This window comes from Nocardioides sp. LHD-245, assembly GCF_030929495.1.
Taxonomy (GTDB): Bacteria; Actinomycetota; Actinomycetes; order Propionibacteriales; family Nocardioidaceae; genus Nocardioides.
In genome coordinates this window covers 120101-134955 of the sequence record NZ_JAVFWN010000012.1, presented here as the reverse complement: position 1 = coordinate 134955, position 14855 = coordinate 120101, and the positions used below count along the sequence as shown (strand labels likewise).

At 74.5% G+C, this 14855-nt stretch carries 14 protein-coding genes; 5 read left to right on the top strand and 9 right to left on the bottom strand.

Translation table 11 applies throughout. The features are described from left to right. Positions 1-11 precede the first annotated feature (11 nt). The gene (locus RB608_RS18430) at positions 12-1721 is read left to right on the top strand and encodes a hypothetical protein (protein WP_308089508.1); all 1710 of its coding nucleotides are present in this window, start codon (positions 12-14) and stop codon (positions 1719-1721) included. Between the two features lie 48 nt (positions 1722-1769). Further along, positions 1770-2960, top strand: coding sequence for a glycoside hydrolase family 43 protein (locus RB608_RS18425; RefSeq protein WP_308089507.1), 1191 nt, complete (start codon positions 1770-1772; stop codon positions 2958-2960). Positions 2961-2983: 23 nt separating this feature from the next. Here the strand turns inward: RB608_RS18425 and RB608_RS18420 are convergent, their stop codons facing one another. The 5 genes from RB608_RS18420 to RB608_RS18400 are packed head-to-tail and all read right to left on the bottom strand — an operon-like array spanning position 2984 to position 7455. Next, positions 2984-3697, bottom strand: coding sequence for a class I SAM-dependent methyltransferase (locus RB608_RS18420; RefSeq protein WP_308089506.1), 714 nt, complete (start codon positions 3695-3697; stop codon positions 2984-2986). Further along, the gene (locus tag RB608_RS18415) at positions 3694-4476 is read right to left on the bottom strand and encodes an ABC transporter ATP-binding protein (RefSeq protein ID WP_308089505.1); all 783 of its coding nucleotides are present in this window, start codon (positions 4474-4476) and stop codon (positions 3694-3696) included. Before RB608_RS18415 ends, RB608_RS18420 begins: the two co-directional genes overlap by 4 nt. Next, complete coding sequence (locus tag RB608_RS18410; protein ID WP_308089504.1) at positions 4473-5450, bottom strand: ABC transporter substrate-binding protein; 978 nt, start codon at positions 5448-5450, stop codon at positions 4473-4475. The genes RB608_RS18415 and RB608_RS18410 overlap by 4 nt, the downstream gene beginning before the upstream one ends. Positions 5451-5475: 25 nt before the next feature. Then, entirely contained in the window at positions 5476-6501 is a 1026-nt protein-coding gene (locus RB608_RS18405) for an iron ABC transporter permease (protein WP_308089503.1), read from the bottom strand. A gap of 51 nt (positions 6502-6552) precedes the next feature. After that, the gene (locus RB608_RS18400; protein WP_308089502.1) at positions 6553-7455 is read right to left on the bottom strand and encodes an alpha/beta hydrolase; all 903 of its coding nucleotides are present in this window, start codon (positions 7453-7455) and stop codon (positions 6553-6555) included. 45 nt (positions 7456-7500) lie between these two features. Between RB608_RS18400 and RB608_RS18395 the strand changes: the two genes are divergently transcribed. Continuing rightward, positions 7501-7845, top strand: coding sequence for a helix-turn-helix transcriptional regulator (locus RB608_RS18395; protein ID WP_308089501.1), 345 nt, complete (start codon positions 7501-7503; stop codon positions 7843-7845). Continuing rightward, positions 7838-8410, top strand: coding sequence for a hypothetical protein (locus tag RB608_RS18390; RefSeq protein ID WP_308089500.1), 573 nt, complete (start codon positions 7838-7840; stop codon positions 8408-8410). Before RB608_RS18395 ends, RB608_RS18390 begins: the two co-directional genes overlap by 8 nt. Before the next feature lie 22 nt (positions 8411-8432). Here the strand turns inward: RB608_RS18390 and RB608_RS18385 are convergent, their stop codons facing one another. Then, positions 8433-9785 carry a hypothetical protein gene (locus RB608_RS18385; protein WP_308089499.1) on the bottom strand — a complete coding sequence of 451 codons (1353 nt, stop codon included), beginning with the start codon at positions 9783-9785 and terminating at the stop codon, positions 8433-8435. Positions 9786-9895: 110 nt separating this feature from the next. On the opposite strand from RB608_RS18385, the gene RB608_RS18380 reads away from it, so the two are divergent. Further along, positions 9896-12415, top strand: coding sequence for a tetratricopeptide repeat protein (locus tag RB608_RS18380; RefSeq protein WP_308089498.1), 2520 nt, complete (start codon positions 9896-9898; stop codon positions 12413-12415). 30 nt (positions 12416-12445) lie between these two features. On the opposite strand, the gene RB608_RS18375 is transcribed toward RB608_RS18380, so the two are convergent. The 3 genes from RB608_RS18375 to RB608_RS18365 are packed head-to-tail and all read right to left on the bottom strand — an operon-like array spanning position 12446 to position 14844. Then, entirely contained in the window at positions 12446-13336 is an 891-nt protein-coding gene (locus RB608_RS18375; RefSeq protein ID WP_308089497.1) for a GNAT family N-acetyltransferase, read from the bottom strand. 1 nt (position 13337) lies between these two features. Then, positions 13338-13955 carry a LysE family translocator gene (locus RB608_RS18370; RefSeq protein ID WP_308089496.1) on the bottom strand — a complete coding sequence of 206 codons (618 nt, stop codon included), beginning with the start codon at positions 13953-13955 and terminating at the stop codon, positions 13338-13340. Positions 13956-14004: 49 nt separating this feature from the next. Then, positions 14005-14844, bottom strand: a complete 840-nt coding sequence (locus RB608_RS18365; RefSeq protein WP_308089495.1) for a hypothetical protein — start codon at positions 14842-14844, stop codon at positions 14005-14007. Positions 14845-14855 lie beyond the last annotated feature (11 nt).

Here is a 14855-nt window from a genome sequence, read left to right as displayed (position 1 = left end):
ACGATGGCCGGATGCGACGTGCACTGCTGGTCCTGCTGGCCCTGGTCCTGAGCTCCGCGACGGCGCCGGTCCTGGCCGGCCCGGCCCGGGCGACGGCGACCGGCTCCATCACCGGGACGGTGACCGTCCCGGCCGGGTACGACGTGCGCGGCGTCCAGGTCCTCGTCAGCACGACCGCCCACCCGACCGGCTTCACCGCGGGCGCGGGCTCCTGGGTGGGCCCCGACGGCACCTTCGCGCTCACCGGGCTGGCGACGGGCACCTACCACGTCGCGTTCAGCACCTTCTGGTCCGACATGAACCCCTGCAGCTTCGGCCGCGACCGCTGGTGGTCCTCCCCCGGCGTCGCGGCGGGCTCGTGCAACGGCACCACGGTGACCGGCGCCGGCACGATCACCGTCACCGACGGCGCGGCGACGACGCTGGGCACGACGCCGCTGCTCACCGACTTCGCCCTCCACCGGTACGGCGGCCGGGCACTCGCCGCTCCCGGGCGCAGCGTCGCGGGGGTGCAGGTCGAGCTGTGGGGGGCCAGCGACGGCGCCTGGAACCTACCGGGCGACTGGTACCGGCTCGACAGCGTGCCGGTCCGGACCCTGACCGCGGACGGCACCTTCGCCTTCGACCTCCCGACCGTGCCCAACGGGCTGCGGCTCGCGCTGCGGTTCGTCGCGCCGGTCGGCAGCGACTACGTCTTCTCCTTCGCCGACTCCGGTCTCACCGGCGCCACGACCGGCGCGGGAGGGGTGCCGTTCGGCGCCGGTTCGGTCGGACTCACGACGATCCCGCTGGCGGCCGATGCGGACACCGATCTCGGGATCCGCACCCTCAAGACGGCGACGACCCGGGTCAGCGGCGGGGTGACGATCACCGGCACCCCGGAGTGGGGCCGGACCCTGCACGCCCACTCCGACGTCGTGTGGGGCGACGCCGCAGCCGGGACGGTCCTCCAGTGGCTGCGCAACGGCGTGGTCATCGACGGGCTGACCGGGCCCGAGCTGGTCCTCGACGGCCTCGACGACGGCTGGGAGGTCGAGCTGTCGGTGCGGGCGATGCCCGACGGCTTCCACGCCTGGACCGGAGCACCGGTCGACTCGGCGCCGGTGGTGGTCGTCAACACCACGCCGTTCGGCGCGGTGGCACCGAGCCTGTCCGGGACGGCGGCGACGGGTCAGGTGCTGACCGCGTCCGCCGGGCTCTGGCGCCCCTCCGTGGCGACCTACGCCCACACCTACCTGTGGCTGCGCGGTGGCGCGCCGATCGCGGGGGCGACCGGGCCGACGTACCGGGTGACGCCGGCGGACGTCGGCGCCCGGATCGGCGTCGAGGTCACCACGACCCGGCCGGCCGACAGCGGCCCCGGCACGCCCTGGTTCACCGGGCCCGGGGTGGCCCGCTCCGCCGAGACCGCGCCGGTGACCCCGGCGGCGCTGCCGGGAGGCGCCGTCGCGGCCTGGCCGACCCGGAAGCCGGCGAGGGCGAAGGCCCGCGTCGGCAAGCGGGCCCGGGTGTCGCCGCCGGTCCTGTCCGCCGAGGCGCTCGCCCTCGGCGCGCGGGCCGAGCTGCAGTGGTACGCCGGGAAGCGGCTGTTGCCCGGCGCGACCGGTCGCACGCTGAAGGTGCGCCGGGCCCTGCGTGGCAAGGTCGTCTCGGTGCGGGTGAGCGTGACGGCACCCGGCTACATCCCCCAGACCCGGACGATCCGCTTCGGCCGACCCTGAGACCGCTGCCGCCCGGTCCTCTATCGTGGCCGCCCGGAGGAGGCGGGCATGCGCAGCAGGGGCGTCGCGGTCACGGCCGCGCTGGTGGTCGTCGCGCTGGTCGCGGCCGCCTGCGGCTCCGGCGAGGCGTCCCCGCCCGCGGCCGAGGGCACGTCCACCGAGGCACCGCTGATCCCGGAGCCGAGCGCGCTGCCGACGACACTGCCCGGCGACGTGCTGGCCGGCGAGATGCAGGACCTCGCGCAGCTCGCCGAGCGGCTCGCCCAGGAGCTCCCCGCACAGCGCCGGCCCGAGCCGGTGCGGATCGCGGGCAACAGCTCACGGTGGCAGCCGGGGGCGGCGTACCGCGGGGTGTTCGCGGACCCGGACATCGTGCGCCACCAGGGCCGCTGGTACGCCTACGCCACCAACACCTCCCACCTGAGGCTGCCGACGCTCACCTCGCGCGACCTGGTCACCTGGACGCCGCTGGCCACCGGCGGCGGCGGCCGGGTCGACCCGATCGAGATCGCCGGCTGGGTGCGCAGCGGCGACGGGGGGCGCGACCTCTGGGCGCCCGGGGTCGACAGGGTCGGCGACGGCTGGACCGCCGCGTACGCCGCGCCGGCCGGCACCCAGGGCGGGCAGCGGCACAACTGCATCGGGTTGACCCGCGGGCCGTCCCCGGCCGGTCCGTTCCGCCCGGTCGGCGAGCCGATCTGCTACGGCGAGGCGCAGCTCGGCGTCATCGACCCCGACGTGTTCGTCGACGAGCACGGCGTCCCGTGGCTGCTGTGGAAGTTCTCGGGTGTCGTGAACCGTCGCCCGGCCGGGCTGTTCGTCCGTCAGCTCAACCCCGACGGGACCGGCTTCGCCGACGGCTCCCAGACCCGGGAGCTGCTGACTCTCGACCGGGCGTGGGAGGGCGACACGATCGAGAACCCGAGCATGGTGCAGTTCCGGGGAGTCACCTACCTCTTCTACTCCGGCAACTCGTGGGAGCGGGCCGACTACGCGACCGGCTATGCGATCTGCGCCGGGCCCGAGGGTCCGTGCGTGCGCCAGAACGGCGGGGAGCCGCTGCTCTCCACCGCGTCGACCGGACGTCTCGGCCCCGGCGGGGCGAGCGCGTTCGTGGACAAGAGGTCACTGCGGCTCGTCTACCACGCCTGGGACCAGGTCGGCCGCCAGCGACTGCTGCACATCGCCGGCCTGTGGCAGCGCGACGACGGCACCCTCGAGGTCGTCGACGCGGGCTGATCCGACCGATCGTTGGCAGGGACTCAGGTGCGGCGGGCGGTGACGAGGAACTGCAGCTGGACCTCGTGGTCCGGGGCGACACCGAAGCGGCGGTCGAGCTCGAGGATGCTGCGCAGCGGGGTGACGGTGACGTCCTCGAAGCCCGCGGCGGCGATGACGTCGCGGGTGGCGTCGATCGATGTCGCGGCGGCGAGGGGCAGCAGCGCCCGGACGCCGTCGTCGTAGAGCTCGACGAAGTCCGTGGAGGTGTCGCGGTCCAGCCCGGTCGGGAACCAGGTCGAGTCGACGAGCGCCAGCACTCCCCCGGGCCGCAGCACGCGGCGCCAGTTCCCGAGCGCCCGCTCCGGCTCGCGCAGCGTCCACATCAGGTAGCGGTTGGTGATCGCGTCGAACGAGGCGTCGGGGAAGTCCGGCGCGACGGCATCGCCCTGCAGGAACCGAGGGGCGGGCTCGGCCCGGGCGGCATGCGCCTGCGCCCGCGCCAGCATCCCCTCGGACAGGTCGGTGGCGGTGACGTCGTGGCCCAGCCCGGCGAGCAGCAGCGCGACGTACCCGCTGCCCGTGCCGAGGTCGAGGACCGCGGCGGGCGCCGGCGGCAGCGCGGCACCGAAGACCTCGGCCCAGGCCGCGCGGTCGTGGTCACGTCGCTCGGGACGCTGCTGGTAGTCGTCGTACGCCGGCGCGCGGCCGGTCCAGTAGGCGTTGATGCTGTCCTGCGGCAGGGGCCGGGTGGTCATGCGGAGAGCCTCTCGGAGGTGGCGGCGAGCGGGTGGAAGAGCAGTTGCGGATAGCCGGCGGCGTCGGTGCGGGTCACGCCGATGCCGTAGACGCGTTCGAGGAGGTCCGGGTCGAGCACGAGGTCCGGCGGGCCGGCGGCCGCGACCCGGCCACGGTGCAGGAGCACCAGGTCGTCGCAGTAGCGGGCCGCGAGGTTGAGGTCGTGCAGCACGACGACCGCACTGGTCGCGACCTCGCGGACCAGACCGAGCACCTCGTGCTGGTAGCGGATGTCGAGGTGGTTGGTCGGCTCGTCGAGGAGCAGGAAGTCGGCCTCCTGGGCCAGCGCCCGCGCGACCAGGACGCGCTGCCGCTCACCGCCGGACAGGTCGGTGTACGCCCGCGCGGCCAGGTGGGTGGCCCCGACCCGGGCGAGCGCGGCGTCGATCGCCTGCCGGTCGGCGGCGCCCGCGCGCTGGAAGGTGCCCAGCCGCGGCAGCCGGCCCAGGGTGACCATCTCGCGCACCGTCAGCATGGTGTCGGCGTCGGACTCCTGCACGACGACCGCGACCTGCTGCGCGACCTCCCGCGGCCGCAGGGTCGCCAGCGGCCGGCCGCCGATCGTGACCCGCCCGCGGGCGGGCCGCAGCGATCCGTAGAGCATCCGCAGGGCGGTGGTCTTGCCGCTGCCGTTGGGCCCGAGCAGGCCGAGCACGCGGCCCGGCCGGGCCTCGAGCCCGACGCCGTGGAGCACCGGGCGGGCGTCGTACCCGAAGTGCAGGTCCTCGGCGACGATCACGACCCGAACCTCGCCCGGACCTGCTCGAGACCGTCCAGCGCGAGGGGCGTGGGCGGCTCGACGTAGTTGAACAGCAGCGGCATCAGGTTGTCGTCGCGGACCGCGGCGATGCTCTGCGCGCCGGGCAGCGCGGTGACCGCCTGGGCGACCTGGGCCGGGTCGCCGGCACTGTGGAGCAGGATCAGTACGTCGGGGTCGCGACCGATCAGCTCCTCGGGCGTCACCTCGAAGACCCGCTCGTCAGTGTCGGCGAAGACGTTCTCGAAACCGGCGGCCTCGAGGATCGGGTGCGCCATGCTGCGGGTGCCGTAGGCGTAGGTCACGCCGCCGCCGACGGTCGGGTACAGCACCGCGGCGGTACGTCGCTCCGCGGCCGGCTCGGCCGTCAGCGAGGCCACCCGCGCCTCGATCTCCGCGCCGGCCGCCGCGGCCTCCTCGGGCCGGTCGAAGACCTTCCCGTAGGTCGTCATCTGGTCGACGATGTCGTCGAAGCCGGGCTCGTCGAGCCCGGCGGCGCACATCGCGGGCTCCTCGATCAACGGGATCCCGACGTCGCCGAGGGTGTCGCGGCTCAGGTTGTCGACCTCGCCGAGGACCAGGTCGGGCTCCTGGTCGATGACGACCTCCTTCGAGACCAGCAGGTGCCCCGAGGTGTCGGTCTTACCGGTCAGCGCGGGGATGTCCTCGAGCGCGGACCAGGTGGCGTCGTCGTAGTAGTCGCGCGGGTACTCCCCGGCCCGGGCGGTGACCCGGTCGAGGACGCCGAGCGACGCCAGGTAGGGCACCGCCGCACTCTTGAGCAGCACCACCCGCTCGGGGGCGGCGTCGAAGGTGACCTCGGACCCGCAGTTCTCGACGCTCAGCGGATAGGGACCGGAGCCGCCCCCGGCGGACTTCTCGGTCGCGTTCAGGCCGCAGGCGGACAGGGCGAGCACGGAGGCGGTCGCGGTGAGGGCGACGAGGGGACGGCGCATGGGTTCTCCTGGTGGTCGAGCGGGGTCAGGCCGCGGTGGCCTGGAGGCGGCGGACGAGGATGAGCAGGAAGGGGGCGCCGACGACCGCGGTGATGATCCCGATCGGGATCTCCTGCGGGGCGAGCAGCACCCGGGCCAGGACGTCGGCCCAGATCAGGAGGATCGCGCCCATCAGGGCGGCGACCGGGACGGCCCGGGTGTGCGCGGCGCCGACCGCCCGGCGGGCCAGGTGCGGCACCACGAGGCCGACGAAGCCGACGGCACCGGCGGCCGAGACGACGACCGCGACACAGAGCGCGACCAGGACGAGCAGGCCGGTGCGGAACCGCTCCGGGGGTACGCCGAGGGCGAGTGCCGTCTCGTCGCCGACCGCCAGCGCGTCGAGCTGCCGGCCGAGGACGGTCAGCACGGCGACGGCGAGGAGCACGACCACGACCGCGACGGCGAGCGGCTGCCCCCAGGCGGCGAGGGCCAGCGAGCCGAGCAGCCAGAACATCACCGACCGGGCGCCCTCGGCGGAGTCCGAGGCGAAGATGAGGAAGCTGGTCACCGCCTGGAGCGCGTAGCCGACCGCGACCCCCGCGAGCAGGAGGCGGGTGGAGGTCACCCTCCCGGCGGAGCGGGCGACGACGTACACGAGCGTGGACGCCGCGATCGCGCCGACGAACGCGCTCGCCGACAGCATGTGCTCACCGAGGCCGAGGGTGACGCCGAAGAGGATCGCCGCGGCCGCGCCGGTGGAGGCACCGGAGCTGACACCGAGGAGGTAGGGGTCGGCGAGCAGGTTGCGCACCATCGCCTGCAGGGCCATGCCGGAGACCGCGAGTCCGGCGCCGACGACGGCCGCGAGGATCACCCGCGGGAGCCGGACCTCCCAGACGATCGAGTCCCGCGGCGCGCTCCAGGTCTGCTCGCCGGGCAGCAGGAAGAGATGGTGGCCCACGACCTGCACCACGCTCCCGAACGGGACGTGGATCGCACCGAGGGCGGTGCCGGCGACCACGGAGACGAGGAGGACGGCGAGCAGGCCGGCGGTCCAGCGACGCGCCACCCTCCACCTCCTTGTTGCAAAACGTTTGCAACAAGGAACCTACCGCAGCAGTCAGCGAGGGGTGCGGCCGGCCCTGCCGACGTGCATCCGCATCCAGCCCGCGACCTGCCACATCAGCGGCTCGGCCGCGTCGAAGACGTCGGTGTGCCGCCAGAAGCCGTGCACCTGGCCGAGGTAGCGGGTGCCGACCACCTCGACGCCGGCCTCCGCGAGCAGCAGGACCAGGTGCTCCCCCTCGTCGCTCAGCGGATCGTGCTCGGCCGTGACCACCAGCGTCGGCGGCAGCGTCCCGAGCGCGTCGGAGCGCAGCGGCGCGAGGTCCGGGTGCTCGAGGTCGGCCGGCGTGGCGGCGTACTGCTGCCAGTACCAGGCCGCCTCGGCCGGCTCGAAGCCCTCGGGGCCCGTCGCGTAGGAGTCGAAGCCCGCGCTCGGGTCGAGGAACGGGTAGATCAGCGCGACCCCGGCGAACCGGTCGGGGCGGCGCAGTGCCGCCACGAGGGCCAGGTTGCCTCCGGCGCTGTCGCCGTGGATGAAGGCCGGCAGGGCGGCCAGCTCCGGCTGGTCGTCGAGCCAGCGCACCGCCGCGGACAGGTCGTCGGGCGCCGCCGGGAACCGGTGCTCCGGCGGACGGCGGTAGTCGACGCTCAGCACGGCCGTGCCGCTGAGGTTGGCGAACCGCCGGACGGCGGCGTCGTGCACGTCGATGTCGTTGAACACGAACCCGCCGCCGTGGGCGTGCACCACCACGGCGTCGTACCCCTCGGGGAGGTAGAGCCGTGCGGGTACGCCGCCCGCGTCGACGTCGCGCACCTCCGCCACCGCCGGCCGCTCCTGGGCCAGGGCGGCCGCGCGGGCCCGCTCCCGCTCGGCGGCGATGTCGTAGCCGGGACCGTTCACCGGGGGCTGTGCAGCGGCGTTCGCGGCAGCCGCGCGAGCCTGGGGATGGAGGGCCATGCGCTCAGCCTTCCATGTGTACGCTTTTTCGTACATCATGGAGGTATGGCCACCGCCAGCAGCACCGTCGCCCGGATCCTCGAGCAGTCCGGACTGTCCAAGAGCGCGCTCGCGGCGCGATCCGGGGTGAGTCGCTCGATGATCGACAACTACCTCAAGGGGACGACCCAGCCCAGTCTCGCCCAGGCGGCACGCCTGGCCGAGGCCGCCGGGCTGGAACTCGAGGTCACCGTCCGACGCAGGCGGCGCACCGTCCCCGAACAGTTCCTGGCCGTACTCGAGTTCGGCGACCTCTTCCCGCGCAAACCGCCGCGCGAGCTGCCGAACCTGGGGCCGATCTGGCGCGATGTCGCCCGCCGCGCCGCTGGTCCGCGGCTCGCCGATGCCTGACGGCCCCCAGCCCCTCCTCCTGCGCCGACTGCGTGCGGTCCATGAGGCCCTGCGCGACGCCGGCTTCGACCACGCGGTCGGCGGCGCCATCGCGCTGGCCGTGCACGTACTCGAGCCGCGCTTCACCGCGGACATCGATCTCAACGTGATGGCAGACCCCGAGCATCCAGACACCATGCTCGCCTGCCTGCCCGAGGAGATCCGGATCCCCGACGATGCGTGGCGGACCATCGCCCGGGACGGCCAGATCCGACTGATCTGGCCCTCCCCCGACACCCCCGTCGATCTCTTCCTGCCCCAGCATCCGACCTATCACGCACTCGTGGCGGAGCGCGCCGAACCCGTCGACTTCCTCGGCACGGACATCAAGGTGATGACCGCGACCGACCTCATGGTGTTCAAGGTCCTCTTCGACCGCTCGAAGGACTGGGTCGACATCGAGGCGCTCCTGGAGAACGGTGCTGGTGACGTGACCGAGGCGATCGGCTGGCTGACCGAGTTCCTCGGCACCGATCCACGCATCGCGAGGCTGAGCGCCCTCGCGCGGGAGATCCAGCAACGCTAGTGGTGTCACCGAGCCAGGGCGTTCAGCGGGCGCGGGACTTCGCGGCCAGGCACTGCACCCCGGGCGAGGGCGCCGACGCCTTGACCTTGACGAACACCTTGCCGGCGGCGCGCTTGCGCAGCTTCACGGCGAACCTGCCCTTGGCGTTGGCCTTGCCCGCGCCGATCTTGCGGGCCTTGCCCTTGCCCGGCTTGGCGTAGGCGACCACCTTGCCCGCCCGGCAACCGGGCTCCGCGACGATCCGGCCCTTCACCTTGCCACCGACGACGCCGCGGAGCTTGACCTTGCGGGCCACCTGGCGGGGCGGGAACAGGTTCGCGTCGATCGTGATCGCGCCGACCCGGTTGGCGGCCCGGTCGACGAACCAGAGGCGGCCGTCGCCGCCGAACGCGATCTGGGCGGGGTCCCAGGGCGCGATCCGGGCCCGGGAGATCGCCCCGTCGGGTGCGATCCGGCCGATGCCCTCCCGCTCGGCCCACCACAGCGCTCCGTCGGGGCCGAGGACCATCGAGTGCGGCACGGGCTCGACGCCGGGGGCGAGCTTCGGCAGTTCCCAGGACGTGAGCCGGGTGCCGTCGAAGCGGCCGATCGCGCCACCCTCCGAGGACGTGAGGATCTGCCCCGGCGAGTACCCGGTCGCCCACAGCGCGCCGTCGGCACCGAAGGCGAGGGAGGTCGCGTCGTAGTTGGCGTTGGTCCACTGCACGGGATAGGAGCGCTCGGTGCCGCCCTGATCGGGGTGGACGTCATCGACGCGGCGCAGGTGACCGAACGCGTCGCCGTACCACAGCGCGCCGTCGGCGGCGACCGCCATCGGCGTCGGCATGCCGTACGACGTGGGCAGCTGCCACCCGGTCGTCTGGTTCGTACCCGGGTCGACCCACATGCGGAGGACGGCGTCGCTGGGGCCGAGCTTCGTCGACCAGACGCCGCGGTCCCTGGCGGCGGCCAGGTAGCCGCCCTGTCCGAACCCGTAGCTCGCCATCGGCTCGACGGCGCCCGCTGTGGTCGCGCGCCGCAGGCGCGCCGAGGTGTCGGTGAGGAAGTAGAGGTGGCCGTCGTGGGCGGCCACCATGTTCGTCGGCCCCGTCGAGCCGCCCTGCGGCGCGACGGCGAACTCGGTGATGGCGCCGCCGGTCGTGATCCGGCCCAGCTTCCAGCCCTTGCTCTCGGTGAACCACAGGTTGCCGTCGGCTCCCCGGACCAGGGACTCGATCCCCGCGTCGGGAGTCGGCACCGGGTAGGTGGCGATGGTGGGGGCGGCGACCGGCACGCTCGGTGCTGCCTGCTCGGCGTGGGCCGAGCCGGGGGCGAGCGCCGAGGACGCCATCAGCAGTGCTCCCGCGACCGCTACCGCACTCTTCCTGACCCGCACGCTCCACGCTCCTCACGACATCGATGGCGAGGCTCCAGCATTCCCGGCGCGGACCGGGACGGTCCCGGATCCCGAACGTTCCCGAACACGCACCGGGTACCTTCACCCGCGTGACCGTCACCCGCCCGGCCTCGGTCGAGGGCGTGACCTGGACCCTCGACGACGTCGCCGCCGGCCTGCGCGAGCTCCGCGCCGCGGCCGGCAGCCCGTCGTACGCCCGGATCGCCGAGCGGGTCGTCGAGGCCCGCCGGGCCCGCGGCCTGCCGGAGCAGGAGTGCCACGTCGGTCGGGTCACGGTCTACGACTGCTTCCGCGACGGCCGGCGGCGGCTCGACGCCGACCTGGTGGCCGAGATCGTCGCCGCGCTCGGTGGTGACGGTGCGAGCGCCGGCCACTGGCGCCGACGCAGCAGTGCGGCGCAGCATCGTCGCGACGCGGGCATGGTCGGCACCGCGATCGCGCCGGTGCCCACGCCGGAGGAGCCGTCCGTGGACCGGCCCGAGCTGGCCGAGGTGCTCGCCGCCGTCGAGGCAGGCGCCCGGGTGGTGGTCGTCGACGGACTGGCTGGCAGCGGCAAGACCCAGCTGGCGCGCCGGGCGGCCCAGGCCCTGGTCGCGTCCGGGTGGGTCGCCGGCGGACTCCAGGTCGACCTGCGCGGCTTCCACGACGACCTGCCGCCCGTCGCCGCGGAGGCCGCCCTGACGGCCGCGGTCCGCGCCCTCGGGGGCGGTACGGCGCCGGCGGCCCAGCGTGCGCGCCGCCAGCAGTACACCGCGCTGCTCCGCGAGCGGCCGCAGGTCGTCGTCCTCGACGACGCCGCCGACGAGGAGCAGCTGCGTCCGCTCCTGGTCCGGGCCGGCCCGACCGTGCACCTGGTCACGAGCCGCCGCGCGCTGCGGCCCGAGGGCGCCGCTGCGGTCACCCTCGGCTCCTTCAGCCCCGACGAGTCGCTCCGCCTGCTCGGCGCGATCGCCGGTGCCGAGCGGGTCGCCGCGGAGCCGGAGGCGGCCGCCGCGCTCGCCGACGCCACCGGCCACCTCCCCCTCGCCGTCTCGCTGGTCGCGACCCGGGTCGCCGCGCGCGACGACTGGCCGCTGGCCGACCTCGTCGCCGTCGCCGATGCCCGCCGGCGCGGGCTACGCGTCGACGACGCCGTCGCCGCGACCCTCGCCGCCACCTACGGCGCGCTGAGTCCGGCGGCCCAGCGGTTGCTGCGGCTGCTCTGCGCACCGCCGGTCGAGCAGCTCGACGACACCGCCGTCGCGGCCGTCGCCGGCACACCGACCGAGGACACCGACGCCGCGCTCGCCGAGCTGTGGCGACACCACCTCCTGCAGCGCGCCGCGCCGTACCGGCTCCGGATCCACCCTCTGGTGCGCACCTTCGCCCTCGACCGCTCCCACGACGAGGACCGCCCGCGCGAGCGGACCGACGCCCAGCACCGGCTCGCCCACCACCTGCTCGCCCTCGCCTGGGCCGATCACGTCCACCTGCGCGCGGGCAGCGGCCGTCCGCCGCCGCCCGCTCTGGAGCTGCCCGACCTCGACGCCGAGGAGGCGCGTCGCCGCATCGATCGCGAGTCGGACACACTCCTGCTCCTGGCCGGCCTGGCCGACGGTCCGCTGACCCATGTGCTGCCCGACCTCGCCCGGGCGATCGCCTCCCGGCTCGACCTGTGGGGCCGGTACGCCGACGCGCAGGTCCTCCACGAGCGCGCCTGGGCCGTCGCCCGGGCAGCGGGACGACCGGACGCCGTCCTGCGGGCCCGGCTCGACCTCGGCAGCACGCTCGTCCGGCTCGGCGATCTCGCCTCCGGCGGCGAGCATCTCGACGCCGTGCATCCCCGGCTCGAGGAGGCCGGGCTCCGGGTCGAGGCCCGGGAGGCGCTCAACGCCCTCGCCATCATCGCCGCCCAGCAGGGACGGCCCGCCGAAGCGGCCGCGCTGTTCCGGCGCTGCGCCGAGACGGCCGCCGAGACCGGCGACCTGGTCGGCCAGGCGCTCTCCCTCGACAACGTCGCGATCGTCGAGCACCGACTCGGCAACCTCACCGAGGCGGTGCGGCATCACCAGCTCGCGCAGGAGGTCGCCGCCCGGGCCGGCGCCGACGCGCCGCGGGCCTTGAGCCTGGTCAATGTCGCGACGCTCCAGCTGACCCTCGGCGACCCGGCGGCCGCGCTGGCCGCGGCCGAGGAGGGCGTCCGGCTGGCCGAGGCTGTGGGCCACGACCCGGTCCGCGGCTACGGCCTCACCGCAGGGGGCCGGGCGCTGGTCAGTCTCGGTCACCCGCTCGACGGCCTCGCGCGCCACGACACCGCACTCGAGATCGCCCGCCGCTCCGGGGACCGGGTGCTCGAGGCCTCGGCGCTGTGCGGCCTCGCCGTCGGCCGGCTCACGCTCGGCGAGTACGCCGCCGCGCGCGACGGGTTCACGCGGGCCGAGGAGGTCGCGGCCGCGGCCGGTCTGCTGCCCGAGCAGGTCCGGGCCCGGCGCGGCCTCGCCGACACCGCTGCCGCCGCGGGCGACCCAGCGGCGGCCACCACGCACCTGGGCGGGGCGCGTGCGTTGGTCGAGGCGGCGCCGGAAGCCGAGCAGGCGTACCTGCGTGCGTGGCTCGACGGCCCCGGCTGACCGCGCGCCCCGCGCCCGCTCCGGAACGGATCAGTCGATGTCGAGCCGCACCGTGTCGGCGACCGCGACGTACCCGAGTGCCTGGTAGAGCGCGTTGGAGGTCGGGTTCGCCTGGTCGGTGAACAGGATCACCCGGTCGCCACGGCTGCGCAGCAGCCACGAGACCTCGGCGACGGCGGCGGCCGCCCAGCCGCGACCGCGCTCCTCCTTCGGCGTGTAGACCGGCCCGATCCGGCTGACGCCGAAGGCGGCCGGGTTGGCACCGGTCAGGTGCACCGGGCGATCGTCGTCGTCCACCCAGAACCACAGCACGCCCTCGACGAGCTTGCGCCGCACATCCTCGATCGTGAACGAGCCCGCCTCGCCGTCGTGCCCGGCGCAGCGGCCCGCCTGCTCGTCGGCGTCGAAGAAGAACTGCCGTATCCAGACCAGCGCCTGCTCTGCCTCGTCGTCGCGGACCGGCCGCAGGCGCCCCGGCACCGGACGCGGGTCGACCAGGGTGCCCAGTTCGAAGAGCCGGTGGTGCAGCACGTTGGCCACCGTGCGTCCGCCCGCCTCGGCGAGCGCGGCGGCGAAGACGTCCGTCGCCGGGCGCAGCCCGGTGGCACCGCCGACGTCCTCCCCGCGGGCGTGGACCGCGCCGGCCAGGGCGGTGGCGGCGGCGCCGGGCATCGCGAGCAGGTAGACCGGGTACGGCGGGAACGGCGCCGTGCGCATCGCGATGCCCGCGATCTCCCCCTCCGGGTCGGTCACCACGGCGAACCAGCAGTACGGCAGGTCCCCCCGGCCGTGGTCGCGGATCCGGTGGACACTGGTGTTGACGACCGTGCCGGTCACCGGATCCTCGGCGAGACGCTCCCCCGCCCACGCGAGGAACTCCGCGGCGTCCTCGGTAAACCGGACGTCGTGCGCGCCGCCCACCTCAGCGGGACTCGAACGCGAGCCGGCCGGCGACCACCGCGAAGCTCGCCGCGAACGCCTTGCGCATCCGGTCGACCACCTTCGGGCGGGAGAGGACCTGGTCACGCACCGCGGCCGCGCACACGCCGTAGACCGCGAAGACCACGAACGTCATCGCCATGAACACCGCGCTGAGCCCGAGCATCGCCGGGACGGCGCCGGAGCCGGTCGGCACGAACTGCGGCAGGAACGCGAAGAAGAAGATGGTGAGTTTCGGGTTCAGCAGGTTGAGCGTCACCCCGGAGACCAGGACCGCACGGGTCGACCCGGTGCGGGTGCCGTCGGTGTCCTCGTCGACGGTCAGGACACCGCGGTCCCGCCAGGTCGACCAGGCCATGTAGAGCAGGTACGCGACGCCGGCGTACTTGATGGCGGCGAAGGCGACCCCGCTGGCGTGGAGGAGGGCCGCGAGCCCCGTGATCGCCGCGAGCATGTGCGGCACCGTGCCGAGCGTCCCGGCGAAGGCGGCGAGGATGCCCGCCCTGGTGCCGCGGGTGAGGCCGGCTGCGATCGCGTACAGCGCGCCGGTGCCGGGGGTCGCGACGATCACCAGCGAGGTCAGCAGGAACGCGGTGCTCATGCACAGGCAGGCTAGTCGAGTGGTTCGTCCTCCGACGAGAGCATTTTCCTCACGCGGGCCCGAGCTTGTAGTGCAGCCGCATCGCGGTGGCACCCCACATCCGCAGTTCGTGGTCGGTGCGCAGCACCCCTCGCTCGTCGAGGTAGACGTGGAAGGTCTCGTGCACCGGCGCCCGGGAGGCGTGGGTGCGGCCACCGTCCTCGACGAGGACATAGGCGCCGTCGGCACCGAACCGCCCAGGCGGGGAGTCCAGCCGAAGGGAGCCATCGGGAAGGACTCGCGGGCGCAGGAAGACCTGGACGTTGCCGGACTCGAGGGGAAAGGCGACGTGGACCGATGGCCGGGCCGCGCCGGGCAGCGTCCGCGACGAGTAGCAGCCGCTGAAGACGAACTCACCCGTCGCCCGCAGCGTCCGCAGCCAGCCGGCGCCCACCTGCCGTCCGGCGCCGTCACGGATCACCGAGATCCGCGAGTCCATCCCGTGCGCCACATCCAGGGGCCGCATCGGGAGCGCGAGTTGCTCCACCCGCTTGCCGAAGAGTCGCGACACCAGCTCACCTCCGGGCCACGCCCACGGTGCCCAGGAGCTCCACACCTCGACCTGCCAGTCGGACGTGTGCTCGTAGAACGCGCGCACCTGCGGGATCAGGTCGGCCGCCCGGAAGCCGGGGCCGTCGAGCTCGGCCATCGACGGCAACAGCCCGGCGCCGGCGGCCGCCTCGTCGACATACCCGTCGTGGAGGGCCGCCTCGGCACCCAGCCAACCGTCCCGGACCACGGAAGCAGTGCTCGTCGGGGCCCGCAGCCAGCGGTGCTCACCGGACAGGTCGACCGGCCGGCCCAGGGTGCGCCAGAGCTTCCGGGTCCCCAGGTCCAGCAGCGGTGTCACGGTGGTCGCGT

Excerpts from the sequence above, each read along its gene's own strand:
- RB608_RS18390 (WP_308089500.1), top strand. The coding sequence starts at position 7,838 with ATGCCTGACGGCCCCCAGCCCCTCCTCCTGCGCCGACTGCGTGCGGTC.
- RB608_RS18400 (WP_308089502.1), bottom strand. The coding sequence starts at position 7,455 with ATGGCCCTCCATCCCCAGGCTCGCGCGGCTGCCGCGAACGCCGCTGCA.
- RB608_RS18395 (WP_308089501.1), top strand. The coding sequence starts at position 7,501 with ATGGCCACCGCCAGCAGCACCGTCGCCCGGATCCTCGAGCAGTCCGGA.
- RB608_RS18410 (WP_308089504.1), bottom strand. The coding sequence starts at position 5,450 with ATGCGCCGTCCCCTCGTCGCCCTCACCGCGACCGCCTCCGTGCTCGCC.
- RB608_RS18425 (WP_308089507.1), top strand. The coding sequence starts at position 1,770 with ATGCGCAGCAGGGGCGTCGCGGTCACGGCCGCGCTGGTGGTCGTCGCG.
- RB608_RS18430 (WP_308089508.1), top strand. The coding sequence starts at position 12 with ATGCGACGTGCACTGCTGGTCCTGCTGGCCCTGGTCCTGAGCTCCGCG.
- RB608_RS18420 (WP_308089506.1), bottom strand. The coding sequence starts at position 3,697 with ATGACCACCCGGCCCCTGCCGCAGGACAGCATCAACGCCTACTGGACC.
- RB608_RS18370 (WP_308089496.1), bottom strand. The coding sequence starts at position 13,955 with ATGAGCACCGCGTTCCTGCTGACCTCGCTGGTGATCGTCGCGACCCCC.